Here is a 16,002-nt window from a genome sequence, read left to right as displayed (position 1 = left end):
ATGAATTATAAAAAATATCTCTTAAGCTTTGGTCTAATGATAGCTTTAACTAGTGTAAATGCCATAGCATTAACGCTTGATGAAGCAAGATCACAAGGATTAGTAGGCGAGACCTTTAGTGGCTATATTGAACTTGTGCAGACAAATAACAAACAAGCTCAACAACTTGTTGATAAAATAAATCAAGCTAGAAAAGCTAAATATGCTGAAATCGCTAAAACTAATCAGATAACGCCTGAATCTGTGGCTCGATTGGCTGGTGAAAAATTAGTGGCAAGAGCCAATGAAGGTGAGTTTGTTAAAGGTATTAATGGAAAATGGGTAAAAAAATAGTAACGCCTTAAATAAGCATTTAATTTCGTTAAAAGCACGATCTATTATAAATAGCTATCGTGCTTTTCCATAATTGCAATCACTAACTATCGCTAAACGTAACAACATCATCATTTATTTTTATAGTGAACTGAATATTGGATTGTATATAACCGGGTTTTGGAGGTATATCATCTTTTTTTACATAATTAGCAAAAAAATAAAACTCAACTTTGCCATCAATGAGATTTTCAACAAACTCATTCTCTTTATTAAGATCTAGTGGTCTTTGTTCTTCATTGTATAATAATTGAAATGTAATATTAGCACTTGCACTATCGTCAGTGATCTGATTTTTTAAATAACCAGTATTATTATCAATACTTGAATTTTCAATTTTCAAACGAACTTCGCCATGGCTTTTAGAGCAATCATTTATAGTAACAATAATAATGTGACTGTCTGTATCAGCTAATGTTCCCGCTTCATGTGATGAAAAATCATTTTCATTAATAGAAATCTTATCGCTGATATTTTCATAGATATAATCAATATCACAACTTAAAGGAATTTCATGATCACCGCGCCTAGGTGCTGATGATAATGAAAAAGAGATAAGTAGTAACATAATCATTAAATAGATGTTTTTTTTCATAATTTTCTTAATAGAGATAAATTAGTTTAAATACAATTGATTTCTTTTTTTATTAGAGTGATGTTCTTTTCATTATCATCAATTTCATAGTTAAATTGACACTGCTTATCTTCTCCCCATTTTACTTTTACTAGTCCACTCTCTGTAATACCAGAAAGAAAAATAATATTATTTTCCGATACTAATCCGTGAGAAATAATATTACCGTTTTTATCGAACGTGGTGACTGTCGATGCAAAGGGAAGTGGAGTTGTTGATTTAAAAATAACACGATAACCAATTTTTATTGGGAAAATTATTTTAGACACTGAGCCTAATGTAGGAATAATATTTTTACTATAAACTTCTGTTTCTGCTTGTTGGGGTAATGTCGTTGCATTTAATTTAATGTTGTTTATTCGATAAGGTGTTATGTTATTTAAAATTAGATTTCCAAAAATATCTGTTTTCGCTTTTGTTGAAAATGATGTTTTAACTCCAGATATTCCTTGAGTATTAATCAGTGCAAATGTTCTACCTAAACGAGGAGTAAGAGTAATACCATTAGAATGAAGGACAATTCCTCCATTGATAGAAACATTGTAATTGTAACTATTTTCCACTTTGTTTACATTAAATGTGTAAAATTGATAGTTATTTTGGTAACGGGCATTGGTGGAAAAACGGTTGAACTTTCTTTTCTCATCATAAGAGTGTTGATAATTTACTGAATAACCTAAATTGTAATTAAGTAGAGCACCTCCAATGTTGGTCGTGTTGATATAGTGTTTCTTCTTATTTTGATAATCTATTTGATTATTAAACCAATGATAGTGTTCACTATTATTACCTAATGGTATATGGAGATTAAGTGAGAAGGAATGATCAAAAATAGATCTGTCTTTTTTAAAATTATATTTAATATTATAGTTTATTTTATTTATTGAAGATGAGAAAGAAGTACCTAATTCAAAATTTTTAGATGTGGTTTTATATATTTTTTCGTGATACTGAAAAGAAAGATAACCTAAATCACTAAAGTTTTGTGATAAAGAAAATGAATAATTTATTTTAACTCTATCTTTTTTTTGGAAATTATCTAAATAATGATAAAAAGATATTCCAGAAGTAAAGTAGGCTTGCGTTTTTGATATTTTTTTTTGATAGCGAAGTTGATATTTAAATTTATTTTTACTATTTTCATAACTTAAGTCTGTTGCTAAACCACCCAGTATACCTAAATCAAGAGATAGTCCAGATAAATAATTCATATAGTTATCTCGTTTTTTTATCGCGCTATATGAGGTAATTCTTTGACTAAGACCATATGATAATTCACTTAAAAGGAAAATTGAATTTTCTTTATCGCTATTCTTTGCTAATGTACCGGAAATGAAATTATATTGATAACTACCTTTATTTAGTTGATTAGGTAATGATGTGAAATAATGTGTTGAGGTTTTTATTCTTCCATCGGCTTCTTTAACTTCTAAACTGAGTTTTTCACTCCCTAAAACAGGTAATGAATTTATAATAAAAGGACCTGGGGGAACGGTGCTTTCATAAATGACTTTGTCACCTTGCTTAATCACCACTTGAGCTTCAGTATCAGCAATTCCTTCAATAATAGGTTTGTTAGCATAAAGAGTATTACTTAAAATTAAATTATTGGATATTAATTGAAAGCCAATTATTTTATCAGTTGGTAATATTCGTGTTGTAGGTGAGAACTTGCCTCCATAAAAAAGAGCAGAAAAAGAATTAATTTGGCGATAGGTATATATTGATGAAAGCTTCGATTGGTAACGATTTTTATTCCAATAAAAACTATTTTGACTGCGTATGCGCCAAGTACCTAAATTAAGGCCTGTTTGTAAACTGAGTTTTTGTTCTAGGTCTTTTTTTTGATGATGCCTAATTGAATAGGAATATTGACTAAATAATGCAGTGATCCCGTTATCCCAATCTTTTTCATCGATAATTTTATTTTCTCTTTTTATCAATGCTTTTTGTGGAATAATTAAATTTAGTTTCTGATTTGAAAAAGAGTATTTAAAATCAATTGAGTATTCAATTAAAGGAATTATATCTTGATGCTCTTTTTTTATTGAATAGAAATCAGCATCAATACCAAGAGAGATAAAATCATTAACAGAGAGGCAAGGGATTAACTTGTTGTCTATATTTTTAAAATAAAGGAGTTTTGCCATTTTTTTTCTATTGTTGATATGAATAATAGAATAATAAAACCCTTCAGGTTTTTTATTTTCAAGTAGTTGTTTGATAGTTTCTTTATCAATTTTAGAAAATGAATGAGCATAAATTGAGAGTGAGCTATCTTCAGCTATAGTATGTTGATTATAAATAGATATTAAAATAAAAAATGTTAATTTTGTTTTTATATGATTAATAATCATTAATAACTTCCTTATCCATCACCTCTATAGCTACACCATATTGATTAAATGTTTTCCATTTAACGTTCCCACTTCCTGAAATTATTTTTTTTGTGTTATATTTTTTAAATGGCGGGATTGTTTTACTTTCATTAACTATTAATATCCTATTAAAATATACTGAAGATAGAGAAATAAAATAAGGTGTAGGGTTGTTTATAATAAACTCATTATTTTTATTTTTTAAAAATTCAATTTTTTTATAAGCATCTTTTGCATCTTTTTCTATTGATATAGGTCTATATATTAAGTTATATACTGAATTTATAGAGACATGTAACATATTTTTACTGTTATCAGAGTTTAATAGAATAGGTATTCTTTTAATGTTTATTCTATATAATGTTTCTCTATCTCTTTCTTTTATTTCATCTTTTTTAAATATCTTTAAAGAAAAGGTTTCATCTTTTTCTATCCTGAAAAGAGGTGGGGTTACCATAAAAGGAATTTCATTACTATTTTCTTTATCATAATGTGTAATCCAACTTTGTATAAAGTAATCATTATTTGCTTTGTTGTTTATTTCAATTATTTCTTGATTGATACTTTCAATGAAAATAAATTTATCTTTATTTATTTCTATTGATGATTGACTATATGTAGGAAAGATGAAAAATAATACGAAAAATTTAAATTTTTTAAACATATTCTTTTGCTAGCTAGAGTAGAAAGTATAAATGTTAAAACAAAGCTGGTATTCCAGCTTTGTTGATTTATGGCATTTTAATCCACAGCAATATCACTATATATAACATCAAAAGTTAAAGTGGATGATACTAAACCTGGTGTCGCATTTATTCCATTAGGCTTCATATAGTTAACATTAAATAAAAATTGTGCACTTTTATCTTCTTTATCTATTTTTGTTTTAAATGCGTTAGGTTTTTCATTACTTAATTCAATAATGTTTTTATCAGTATCAAAAATAGCAATGTCAACATTGCTACCGTTATTGGCTAAATTTTTTAAAAGTCGTTTAGTTTGTTTTGGTATTTGTAATTGTACGCTATTAATGTTTTCGCCACAGTTAGTAAATTGAATCTCAAGAGGTTGAGCTGGAGTTTTAGCAATATTATTATCACCAAAGTTACTCGCTTGAACTGGCGGTAACTCAATAGGTTGTATTTCATCTAATTGACATCTTGGATTTGGTGTAACAGAACCATTAATTGTAATTGTTCCTACATTTTTTTCTGTATATTCAACAGCATTTGATTGAGTTGAAAAAAGAGTTGTAGATAGAATGAATATTGAAAGTATACTTTTTTTTATCGTAAATTCCATTTATTGAATTAATAAAATTATTTAATTACTTCTATATTACTTAAAGCGATTAAATCTTATTGATTTATTCTTTATAAATCCAATTTGTTTTTTATATAAACATTTATTTATAGTATGAATAAAAAGATAAAAATTAAAATATGGTTGCTAAAACAACCTGTATTTTAATATTATTTCAAGGATTTTATTAAAAATAGAATTTATCTCTATTAAGGTTTGTAAATTATAAATTAACTATGATTTTTTTATAAAAGAAAAATAATGTAATAATTATTGCAATGGAATATTAAATTTAGGTATAAAAAAAGCACCTGAGTAGGTGCTTTAAGAAAAATATCAATTATTATTTTACTGCAATGCTTCTTGTATTAATGATAGCATCAATTTCTTTTTGTGCTTGTTGGTGAGATTGCTGTGCGTATTCTTCACCAAAGGCAGTACCTTCAGCCATAATAAATTGTACGTCGTTAATACCAATAAATGCCAAAAATTGTTTTAGGAAAGGAGCGATAAGATCAGAAGGTTGATCTTTATGAACGCCACCACGGCTCGTTAATACAATCGCTTGTTTATCTTCAAGTAAACCTACAGAACCCGCTTCGGTGTATTTAAATGTTTCACCCGCACGAGCGATATAATCAATGTAATGTTTTAATTGTGCCGGAATTGAGAAGTTGTACATTGGTGCAGTGATAACAATGATATCATGTGCTTTTAATTCGCTAATTAATTCATCAGATAATGCTTTAGCAACTTTTTGTTCATCAGATAGCATTGTTGTTTCTTTTCCAAAAGCGAATAGAGTAGCTTGGTCTAAGGTTGGTACCGTATCTTTAGCAAGATCACGCACAGTAATAACATCATCTTTATGGTTATTCTGCCAATTTCCAATCAAGTAATCAGCCATTTTATTGCTGTGTGAGTAGTTTTCTAAAATGCTAGACTTCAGTACAAGGATCTTTTTCATTATTTTCTCTTGATCTATCAAATATGCTATTTGTTTAAATTTGCTGGTTTACGGTATTTTACTCTATCTTTTAAAGATCACATCTCAATCCTTTGAATATGCTATTCAAATATATTGATTATATAAAATCATAGACTAAGAAATTTAACCAAGCCTTTATGTGCCAATAATCTGTTGTGATATCATAAAGGCATTAGTTTTGATTGAAAATAACCTCAAAAAGGATAATAAAAGGTGACATTATCATCTGCCATGCTCTATCAAGAAATAGAGCAATTATCGTTGCGGGAGCAGCAACGGTTAAGAAAACGTCTACGTGGCGTCGCTAAAATTAATAATGAAGAGTCCAAACAGGCGGTATTAAGTGCAATTAAGCAAGATATCACCACAGCACACCAGATGATAATTCGCCGCCAAGCTAATTGTCCTGAAATTACTTACCCAGAAAACCTTCCTGTTAGTCAAAAGAAAGATGCTATTTATAATGCAATAAAAGATAACCAAGTCGTTATTATTGCAGGGGAAACTGGCTCAGGTAAAACAACACAGATCCCTAAAATTTGTCTTGAATTAGGGCGAGGGATCAAAGGATATATTGGCCATACTCAACCGCGCCGTTTAGCCGCGCGTTCTGTATCTGAACGTATTGCTCATGAGTTAAAAAGTACGTTAGGAGAAGCTGTAGGTTATAAAGTTCGTTTTAGCGATCATGTTGGTGACAATACACTTGTTAAATTGATGACTGATGGGATTTTGTTAGCAGAATTACAGCAAGATAAACTGTTACTGCAATATGACACGATTATTATCGATGAAGCCCATGAGCGTAGTTTAAATATTGATTTCATTCTTGGCTATTTAAAACAGCTATTACCTAAACGTCCTGACTTAAAAGTCATCATCACGTCAGCAACCATTGATCCTGAGCGCTTTTCTAAACACTTTAGTCAAGCTCCAATTATTGAAGTTTCAGGTAGAACTTATCCTGTTGAAGTGAGATATCGCCCAATTGGTGGTGATGAACTGGATAGCGATAAGGATATGACTGATGGGATTATCGATGCTATTGATGAATTAAGCCGAGAAAGTGCGGGTGATATTCTTATTTTTATGAGTGGTGAACGAGAAATTCGCGATACTGCTGATGCTCTGAATAAATTACAACTTCGCCACACCGAAGTATTACCTTTATTTGCCCGCTTATCTAATAGTGAACAAAATCGAATTTTTCATCCTCATAATGGCAGACGCATTATTTTAGCAACCAACGTTGCCGAAACTTCATTAACTGTACCTGGTATTAAATACGTTATTGATACCGGTTTTGCGCGTGTCAGTCGTTATAGTTATCGTACTAAAGTACAACGACTTCCAATAGAGCCTATTTCTCAAGCTTCAGCAAATCAAAGAAAAGGGCGTTGTGGTCGTGTTTCTGATGGTATTTGTATTCGTCTTTATTCAGAAGATGATTTTATTTCTCGTGCTGAGTTTACTGATCCTGAAATATTAAGAACTAATCTTGCTTCTGTTATTTTGCAAATGACCTCAATAGGATTAGGTGATATTAGTGCATTCCCATTTGTACAGCCACCTGATAAACGTAATATTCAAGATGGTGTTCGATTATTAGAAGAGCTAGGTGCATTACAAGAGGGAACAGATAATAATGGTGCTTATCGTTTAACCCCTATGGGAAAACAACTTGCACAACTTCCTATTGATCCTCGTTTAGCAAGAATGGTACTTGAAGCGCGTAAATATGGTGCTGTTAAAGAGTTGATGGTCATTACTTCCGCACTTTCAATTCAAGATCCTCGTGAAAGACCGATGGATAAACAACAAGCTTCTGATGAGAAACATCGGCGCTTCCAAGATAAAGATTCTGATTTCTTGTCTTTTTTAAACATGTGGGATTATTTGAAAACTCAACAAAAAGAGTTGAGTCATTCCCAGTTTAGAAAACTGTGTCGCCAAGAGTTTTTAAATTTTATGCGCGTGCGAGAGTGGCAAGATGTTTATACGCAATTACGACAAGTTGTGAAAGAATTAGGTTTCCCTGTCAATAGTGAACCTGCTGATTTTAGAAGTGTTCATGTTGCACTCCTAAGCGGTTTATTGTCGCATGTTGGACAAAAAGATGCGGATAAACAAGAGTTCACTGGTGCAAGAAATGCTCGTTTTTCTATTTATCCAGGCTCAGGTCTATTCAAAAAACCGCCTAAATGGACAATGGTGGCAGAGCTCGTCGAAACATCTCGTTTATGGGGGAGGATTGCGGCTCGGATTGAACCTGAGTGGATTGAACCTATTGCTGAACATTTGGTGAAGCATCAATATAGCGAACCTCATTGGTCAAAAGCGCAAGGCGCAGTAATGGCTAATGAAAAAGTGACATTATATGGTTTACCTATCGTTGCCTCTCGACCTATAAATTACAGTCAAATTGATCCGCTTTTATGCCGTGAACTCTTTATCCGACACGCCCTAGTGGAAGGGGATTGGCAAACTCGTCATGCTTTTTTCCGTGACAATTTAAAACTACGGACAGAAGTTGAAGAATTAGAGCATAAATCCCGTCGTCGTGACATTCTTGTCGATGATGAAACAATGTTTACCTTCTACGATCAGCGAATACCTCAGGACGTCGTTTCATCTCGTCATTTTGACAAATGGTGGAAAGATGCACAAAAAATATCACCTGATCTGCTTAACTTTGAAAAAAGTATGCTTATCAAAGATGATGCTAAACGAGTTAGTGCATTAGATTATCCGAACTATTGGCAACAAGATAATTTAAAATTACGCCTCACTTATCAATTTGAACCCGGCACTGCAGCTGATGGTGTCACCGTTCATATTCCATTAGCTATTTTGAATCAGGTAAAAAATGAAGGATTTGACTGGCAAATTCCGGGTATTCGTCATGAATTAATAGTGGCTTTAATTAAATCATTACCAAAACCTATCCGTCGTAATTTTGTACCAGCACCTAATTATGCTTCTGCATTTTTAGAGCGAGTGCCTCAAGTTGAAGGTGATTTGCTTGATAGACTTGAAAAAGAGTTACGTCGAATGACTGGGGTAATGGTTGATAGAGAAAGTTGGCAACTTGATCAAGTTGCCGACCACTTAAAAATGACATTCCGTGTTGTTGGCGAAAAAAATAAAATACTGGCAGAAAGTAAAGATCTCAATAAATTAAAAGATAACTTAAAGGAAAAAGTGCAAGAAACATTATCAGCAGTAGCCGATGATGGTATTGAACAACAAGATTTACATATTTGGAGTTTTGGTGATTTGCCTCAGCGATATGAACAAAAACGCGGTGGTTATTCAGTGAAGGCTTATCCTGCTTTAGTTGATGAAAAAAACAGTGTAGGTATTAAGCTTTTTGAAACAGAAACTGAACAACAAGCATCAATGTGGGAAGGGATACGACGGTTATTACTATTAAATATTCCTTCTCCGATTAAATATTTGCATGAAAAATTACCAAATAAAGCAAAACTTGGTCTTTATTTTAATCCTTATGGCAAAGTGCTTGATTTAATTGATGACTGTATCGCTTGTGGTGTTGATAAACTTATGGCGTCTTATGGTGGCTTAATTTGGCAAGAAGACGAATATCAAAAACTACAAGAGTATGTCAGAGCAGAACTAAATGATGCTGTGGTTGATATAGCAAAACAAGTTGAAGCAATTTTAACGCAGGTATTTGCCATCAATAAACGCTTAAAAGGGCGGGTTGATATTAGTGTTGCTTTTGCATTATCTGATATTAAAGCCCAGCTTGGCCAGTTGGTTTTTCCTGGTTTTGTTACCTCTCACGGCTGGAAACGCCTTGCTGATATTCCTCGTTATTTGAGTGCGATTGAAAAACGAATGGAAAAATTAGCTATCGATCCTAATCGTGATCGTGCACAAATGAGTCGAGTTGAAAATGTTATACAGCAATGGCAACAATGGCTAGGTAAACTGACTGAAAAACAAAAGCAGCAAGAAGAAGTGCAAAATATTCGTTGGATGATAGAGGAGTTAAGAGTGAGTCTATTTGCTCAACAGATAGGGACTCCATATCCAATCTCGGATAAACGTATATTGCAGGCAATGGAACAAATTAATTTTAACTAATTAAATAGCGACATGTTTGAACCCACGAAAACTAATGCTTTTCGTGGGTTTTTTATTCTCTTGCCAATTAATAGTCACCTATATATTAGTTACAACATACTATATGTTTCTTGATTTATAAATACCTAACCATCAGTGCGAAAAATAACAGCTTAGCAGGAAAATTTTTTTGACCTAAGTGAAATTGATTTTGAAGAGAGAAGAGAGGTACTGTTTTTCCAGTACCTCTAAGATTATTTCTAGTAAATAGTTAAGTAACCTAATGCTGGAATAGAGCCAAATAAGACAAGAGCTAACAGAATTTTTTCACTTAAGAGTAGCGGCTTTTTGTCTTTATATTGTTTACGTGTGTATAAAAACATCAGGATACCTGGTGCATACAGAACAACAGAGAGTAATAAATTAATCACACCTGATGCATAAAGTAACCATAAACCATATAAACTTGCGGGTATGGCAATTAATAATAAAGCACGACTACTGCGTGCAATTGCTACTTTAAATAAAAATGCACCTACGAGAAAATAAGGAACAAGGATCATCTCTGATGCAATAGTCAGTAATGTGTTGTAATTACTTCCCGTCAGCCAAATTAAAACTAAAGAGAATTGAACAGCATAATTGGTAAACCATAACGAAGATGAAGGAGCATCATTTTTATTCTGTTTCCCTAATTGTTTAGGGAAAGAGTGATGTAGTGCGGCAATATACGGTACTTCTGCAGCCATAATTGTCCAGCTTAAATAAGCACCACATACAGAAAGAATAAGACCTGCAGCAATAATTATTTCGCCCATACTACCAATCAGTTGTACAAGCAGAGGAGCCATTGACGGGTTTTTCATTGCAGCTAGATCAGCTTGGCTGACTAAACCTTGTGATAAAAGTGTCACAAGAATATAAATAATCAAAGCAATAACAACAGCAAGTACAGTCGCTAAACCAACATCTCGTCTATTTTTAGCTCTTGCAGAAACGACGACGGCACCTTCAATACCAATAAATACCCATAGTGTGATCAGCATTGTATTTTTAACTTGGTCCCAAACAGGAACACCCATATTTATTCCTTGGAAATCAAGGGTAAATATGTCCATATTGAAAGCTAATAGGGCGACAATAATAAATAATCCCAGCGGAATAAGTTTTGCCATTGTTGCCATTAAATTAATACTGGCTGCTGTTTGTACACCACGCAAGATAAGAAAGTGAACAACCCAAAGTAATATGGATTCTCCTATTAAGGCCTGCCAAGTATTACCATCACCAAAAATGACATTTTCTGGGGAGTCTGTAAAAAAACTGAAGGCAGCAAAGACAATAACAAGATAAGAAACGTTAGCGACAACCGCACAGACCCAATAACCCCATGCAGAGCAAAAACCAATAAACTCACCAAATCCTTCTTTAGCGTAAGTGAAAATACCCCCATCAAGATCGGGGCGAAGGCGAGAGAGAAGCAATAAAGACGTGGCAAGAAAGAGGATCCCAACACCCGTTATCACCCAGCCAATAATCAATGCAGCAGGGCTAGCAACTTCAGCCATATTTTGAGGCAAACTGAATACACCTGCACCAACCATTGAGCTTAACACTAACGCGGTGAGTGATATTAAGCCAAGTTTCTTATTCAAGGATAATTACCTACGTGATTAAAATTGTAAATAAATAGCGTATTTTCTTGTTTTTTGGTCAGTAAATAGAATAAATATGAATATCCCAAATTTAAATAAAGATAAAAACACTAAAAAACAGCGAGATTTTACGGAGAGTTAACTTGGTTGTCTATGCATTAAATCATAAAAATTATGCACTTTTACAAAATGTGATTTATTTGATTATATTTTGAGTAAAAAAAAACCTCGCATAAGCAAGGTTTTTATTAATTAGGAAGTTTTATTACTTGAATAGGTCAGCAGTAATAGTGACTGTACCACCATCACTTTGCCATTCATTTGTAATATGGTAATACTTGGCACCTTTTGCGGCAGCACGTTTAGCAACCTGATAAGAAATTTCTGGTGAGTTTACAAAGTATCCGCTAAATGTAATGGTATCAAAAGGGTCCATTAATGCAGCAGCAGCTTTGTTGACTTCTTGGATTTCAGTACCATCAGGTAATGTGACAGTGTAACGACCACTTGCACCCGAAGTTTGTGTATCAGCAAATGCACCTACACTTCTATCAAAATCAGTGTTTGATGCAAGACCTGGCTTTTCAACTTTATTGGCAGAAGCTCCGCCTTCAGCAATAAGTGCGCGACCGGCATCAGAATCATAAGGAACAACGGCTTCTGGTGCTTGAATAGCGCGTTTAGGTGCATCTTTTTTGTAGATATAAGCTGTAACTTCTTGGTTACCACCATCATTTGTCGATACATTACGTACAATAAAGAATGATGCAGCACCTTTTTTAGCAGCCGCTTTTGCAATTGCATCGTTAATATCAGGGGTTGTTGGGAAGTAACCACGGATAGAAACAGTATCAAATGGTTGTAACAGAATTGCTTCAGGTTTTGGTAATTCAGTTACGCCATGAAAAATACGGTAGCTTTCTTCTTCTGCTTTGGGTGCATCTTTATGGTATAGATCAGCAGTAACACTCATGTTGCCACTATCACTAATATCATCTAGACCTTGAATGTAGAAACTATCAGCACCGACTTTATCCGCACGACGAGATACCGCATCAGCGGCTTCATAAATAGCGTTAAAACGACCGATAACTGTGATTCTTTCAAATGGTTTTAGTTCTGCAGCTTGTTCGGGTGTTAATTCCTGAGCAGCCTGCGCAACAGTGATATTAGTTAAAGACAACATCGCTGCTGCGATGACTGAGGTTTTCAGCTTCATACAAAATCCTTCCGCCTTGCGCAATTAATATTGGTCATGTGCTGAACGTAGTGGTTTATCACATAGGGATTAATTATTACATGTAATAATAGCATTTGTCGCATTATTTTATTTAGCGAATCACCACAGAGTCAAATGACCAGTATATGTTACCAGATATTTACCTGAATATAGTGAATAATTCATAAATATGCCTTTTCGACTAAAATGATCCAATTAAGTTCAATTTTAGCTTTACACAGATATAGATTATTGGTTTTATTTTCAGTAGGTTATTAGAGCTCCGATTAATGGCATGCATATTATTATTTTTAACATTTTTTTTGCATGAATGTGAAGTTAACGGAGAAGTTTTAACAGGTCACTATGGATAAGAAGGGAAAATTATGCGAATTGGTATACCCAAAGAGCGACTTTCTAATGAAACAAGGGTTGCGGCAACACCAGCCACAGTAACACAACTCATAAAATTAGGATTCACAGTCGCAATTGAAAATGGTGCTGGTATTGCTTCAAGCTTTGAAGATAAAGCTTATCAAGAAGCTGGTGCTGAAATCCTCGACCTCCAAAATGTTTGGCAGTCAGACATTATTTTGAAGGTTAATGCACCACTTGATAATGAAATAACATTATTGCAAGAAGGTGCAACGTTAGTGAGCTTTATATGGCCAGCACAAAATGCGCCATTGCTCGAAAAACTAGCTGAAAAGAACATTAATGTTATGGCCATGGATAGTGTGCCACGTATTTCTCGTGCACAATCTCTTGATGCATTGAGCTCGATGGCAAACATTGCTGGTTATCGTGCTGTTGTTGAAGCAGCTCATGAGTTTGGTCGATTCTTCACAGGGCAAATTACTGCTGCGGGTAAAGTACCACCAGCTAAAGTGATGGTGATTGGTGCCGGTGTTGCAGGTCTTGCTGCAATTGGTGCAGCAGGAAGCCTTGGCGCAATTGTTCGTGCATTTGATACTCGCCCTGAAGTGAAAGAACAAGTTCAAAGTATGGGCGCTGAATTCCTTGAGCTTGATTTTAAGGAAGAAGCAGGCAGTGGTGATGGTTACGCGAAGGTAATGTCAAAAGCCTTTATTGATGCTGAAATGGCGTTATTTGCAGAACAAGCAAAAGATGTTGATATCATCATTACAACCGCATTAATTCCAGGAAAGCCAGCACCTCGTTTAATTACGAAAGAAATGGTTGATTCAATGAAGCCAGGGAGTGTGGTTGTTGATCTGGCTGCCCAAAATGGAGGGAACTGCGAATATACCGTACCTAATAAAGTCTTTACGACAGAACATGGCGTAAAAATTATTGGTTACACAGATCTTGCAGCTCGCTTGCCGGCACAATCGTCTCAGCTTTACGGTACTAACTTAGTCAATTTACTGAAATTACTTTGTAAAGAGAAAGACGGCAATATCAATATTGACTTTGATGATGTTGTTATTAGAGGTGTGACTGTTATTCGTGCTGGTGAAGTAACATGGCCTGCACCACCGATTCAAGTTTCAGCACAACCTAAAGCTGCACCTGCTGCGAAACCACAAGAGAAACCCGTTGCTAAACCTGTTTCACCTTGGAAGAAATACGGCTTATTAGCTATTGCTTTCTTATTATTTGCATGGCTTGCCAATGTTGCACCAAAAGAGTTTTTATCTCACTTTACAGTATTCGCGCTTTCTTGTGTGGTGGGATATTACGTTGTGTGGAATGTTAGCCATTCATTGCATACACCATTGATGTCAGTTACAAACGCAATTTCAGGCATTATCGTTGTCGGTGCTGTACTCCAAATTGGGAGTGGTGGTTGGGTTAGCCTCTTTTCGTTTGTCGCAATTTTAATTGCGAGTATTAATATTTTTGGTGGATTTACTGTTACTCAACGTATGTTGAAAATGTTCCGTAAAGGATAAGGGAGACAATTATGTCCAGCGGAGTTGTTACAGCGGCATATATTGTCGCCGCAATATTATTTATTTTTAGCCTTGCCGGCTTATCAAAGCATGAAACCTCTAAACAAGGTAACTACTTTGGTATTGCAGGGATGGCGATTGCACTGTTCGCAACCATTTTTGGGCCTTATGCTGGCAATGTAGGTTGGATCATTATTGCAATGGTAATCGGTGCTGTTATTGGTATCCGTTTAGCTAAAAAAGTCGAAATGACTCAAATGCCAGAATTGGTTGCAATCTTACACAGTTTTGTAGGTTTAGCGGCTGTATTAGTTGGTTTTAACAGTTATCTTGACCACAACACAGCAATGGATCCTGTGATGGTGAATATCCATCTAACAGAAGTCTTTTTAGGGATCTTCATTGGTGCTGTTACATTCACAGGTTCGATTGTTGCTTATGGTAAATTAAGTGGAAAAATGTCGTCGAAACCGATGATGTTGCCTAATCGCCATAAATTAAATCTTGCTGCTTTAGTTGTTTCTTTCTTATTGATGGTTTGGTTTGTTAAAACCGACAGTGTTGGCTTACAAGTTTTCTTAATCATCGTAATGACAGTAATTGCATTAGCATTTGGTTGGCATTTAGTTGCATCGATAGGTGGCGCTGATATGCCAGTGGTTGTTTCGATGCTGAACTCCTACTCAGGATGGGCCGCCGCCGCCGCAGGCTTTATGTTGAGCAATGATCTGTTAATCGTAACCGGTGCATTAGTGGGTTCTTCAGGTGCGATCCTTTCTTATATTATGTGTAAAGCGATGAATCGTTCCTTTATTAGCGTAATAGCAGGTGGATTTGGTACAGATGGTTCAGCTCCAACTGAAGATGGTGAAATGGGAGAGTATCGCGAAACAACGGCTGAAGAAGTCGCTGATATGCTGAAAAATTCAACATCTGTCATTATCACTCCTGGTTATGGATTAGCGGTGGCTCAAGCACAATACCCTGTGCATGACATCACTGAGAAATTACGTCAACGTGGTGTGAAAGTACGTTTTGGTATTCACCCGGTAGCAGGGCGTTTACCGGGCCATATGAATGTATTGTTAGCGGAAGCTAAAGTACCTTATGACGTTGTATTAGAAATGGATGAAATTAATGATGACTTCTCTGATACTGATACTGTTTTAGTTATTGGTGCTAACGATACGGTAAACCCAGCAGCACAAGATGATCCAAATAGCCCAATTGCAGGTATGCCTGTGTTAGAAGTGTGGAAAGCACAAAACGTCATTGTGTTTAAACGCTCCATGAATACAGGTTATGCTGGGGTTCAGAATCCTCTATTCTTTAAAGAGAATACGCAAATGTTATTTGGCGATGCTAAAGCTAGCGTAGACGCAATTTTAAAAGCACTGTAATAGATACAGATAGTGAATAGTGAAAAGCCAGTCAATTCTTTGACTGGCT

11 protein-coding genes are annotated in these 16,002 nt (G+C 34.5%); 4 read left to right on the top strand and 7 right to left on the bottom strand.

From position 1 onward, the window contains the following. Window positions 1–333, top strand: coding sequence for a YdbL family protein (locus LW139_RS11130; protein WP_247849949.1), 333 nt, complete (start codon window positions 1–3; stop codon window positions 331–333). 82 nt (window positions 334–415) lie between these two features. Here the strand turns inward: LW139_RS11130 and LW139_RS11125 are convergent, their stop codons facing one another. From LW139_RS11125 to LW139_RS11105, 5 genes are all read right to left on the bottom strand, one after another. Further along, window positions 416–967: a fimbrial protein gene (locus LW139_RS11125; RefSeq protein WP_166541130.1), complete on the bottom strand. Its 552-nt coding sequence runs from the start codon at window positions 965–967 to the stop codon at window positions 416–418. Window positions 968–993: 26 nt separating this feature from the next. Beyond that, on the bottom strand, window positions 994–3,363 hold the full coding sequence (locus tag LW139_RS11120) for a fimbria/pilus outer membrane usher protein (RefSeq protein WP_247849948.1): 2,370 nt from the start codon (window positions 3,361–3,363) through the stop codon (window positions 994–996). Then, complete coding sequence (locus tag LW139_RS11115; RefSeq protein WP_247849947.1) at window positions 3,353–4,048, bottom strand: fimbrial biogenesis chaperone; 696 nt, start codon at window positions 4,046–4,048, stop codon at window positions 3,353–3,355. Before LW139_RS11115 ends, LW139_RS11120 begins: the two co-directional genes overlap by 11 nt. Before the next feature lie 77 nt (window positions 4,049–4,125). Next, on the bottom strand, window positions 4,126–4,686 hold the full coding sequence (locus tag LW139_RS11110) for a fimbrial protein (RefSeq protein WP_247849946.1): 561 nt from the start codon (window positions 4,684–4,686) through the stop codon (window positions 4,126–4,128). A 343-nt stretch (window positions 4,687–5,029) separates the two neighbouring features. Next, window positions 5,030–5,653 carry an FMN-dependent NADH-azoreductase gene (locus tag LW139_RS11105; RefSeq protein ID WP_166541134.1) on the bottom strand — a complete coding sequence of 208 codons (624 nt, stop codon included), beginning with the start codon at window positions 5,651–5,653 and terminating at the stop codon, window positions 5,030–5,032. Between the two features lie 234 nt (window positions 5,654–5,887). Between LW139_RS11105 and hrpA the strand changes: the two genes are divergently transcribed. Beyond that, window positions 5,888–9,784, top strand: coding sequence for an ATP-dependent RNA helicase HrpA (gene hrpA, locus LW139_RS11100; protein WP_227336928.1), 3,897 nt, complete (start codon window positions 5,888–5,890; stop codon window positions 9,782–9,784). Between the two features lie 239 nt (window positions 9,785–10,023). Here hrpA and LW139_RS11095 read toward each other — a convergent pair whose 3' ends face one another. Continuing rightward, window positions 10,024–11,418 (bottom strand): basic amino acid/polyamine antiporter, encoded by a 1,395-nt coding sequence (locus tag LW139_RS11095; RefSeq protein ID WP_166541135.1) that lies wholly within the window; start codon window positions 11,416–11,418, stop codon window positions 10,024–10,026. Between the two features lie 265 nt (window positions 11,419–11,683). Beyond that, complete coding sequence (gene ydgH, locus LW139_RS11090; protein WP_166541136.1) at window positions 11,684–12,637, bottom strand: DUF1471 family protein YdgH; 954 nt, start codon at window positions 12,635–12,637, stop codon at window positions 11,684–11,686. Between the two features lie 386 nt (window positions 12,638–13,023). Between ydgH and pntA the strand changes: the two genes are divergently transcribed. Together pntA and pntB are read left to right on the top strand one after the other, a co-directional pair. After that, on the top strand, window positions 13,024–14,553 hold the full coding sequence (gene pntA / locus LW139_RS11085) for a Re/Si-specific NAD(P)(+) transhydrogenase subunit alpha (RefSeq protein ID WP_210813585.1): 1,530 nt from the start codon (window positions 13,024–13,026) through the stop codon (window positions 14,551–14,553). Window positions 14,554–14,564: 11 nt separating this feature from the next. Then, window positions 14,565–15,953 carry a Re/Si-specific NAD(P)(+) transhydrogenase subunit beta gene (pntB, locus tag LW139_RS11080; RefSeq protein WP_166541138.1) on the top strand — a complete coding sequence of 463 codons (1,389 nt, stop codon included), beginning with the start codon at window positions 14,565–14,567 and terminating at the stop codon, window positions 15,951–15,953. Window positions 15,954–16,002: the final 49 nt, after the last annotated feature.

This window comes from Proteus vulgaris (assembly GCF_023100685.1).
Taxonomy (GTDB): domain Bacteria; phylum Pseudomonadota; class Gammaproteobacteria; order Enterobacterales; family Enterobacteriaceae; genus Proteus.
Note: the sequence above shows the minus strand (reverse complement) of the source record. Positions and strands in the feature narration are given on the sequence as shown.

Excerpts from the sequence above, each read along its gene's own strand:
- ydgH (WP_166541136.1), bottom strand. The coding sequence starts at position 12,637 with ATGAAGCTGAAAACCTCAGTCATCGCAGCAGCGATGTTGTCTTTAACT.
- pntA (WP_210813585.1), top strand. The coding sequence starts at position 13,024 with ATGCGAATTGGTATACCCAAAGAGCGACTTTCTAATGAAACAAGGGTT.
- LW139_RS11105 (WP_166541134.1), bottom strand. The coding sequence starts at position 5,653 with ATGAAAAAGATCCTTGTACTGAAGTCTAGCATTTTAGAAAACTACTCA.
- pntB (WP_166541138.1), top strand. The coding sequence starts at position 14,565 with ATGTCCAGCGGAGTTGTTACAGCGGCATATATTGTCGCCGCAATATTA.
- LW139_RS11125 (WP_166541130.1), bottom strand. The coding sequence starts at position 967 with ATGAAAAAAAACATCTATTTAATGATTATGTTACTACTTATCTCTTTT.
- LW139_RS11110 (WP_247849946.1), bottom strand. The coding sequence starts at position 4,686 with ATGGAATTTACGATAAAAAAAAGTATACTTTCAATATTCATTCTATCT.
- LW139_RS11120 (WP_247849948.1), bottom strand. The coding sequence starts at position 3,363 with ATGATTATTAATCATATAAAAACAAAATTAACATTTTTTATTTTAATA.
- LW139_RS11130 (WP_247849949.1), top strand. The coding sequence starts at position 1 with ATGAATTATAAAAAATATCTCTTAAGCTTTGGTCTAATGATAGCTTTA.
- LW139_RS11115 (WP_247849947.1), bottom strand. The coding sequence starts at position 4,048 with ATGTTTAAAAAATTTAAATTTTTCGTATTATTTTTCATCTTTCCTACA.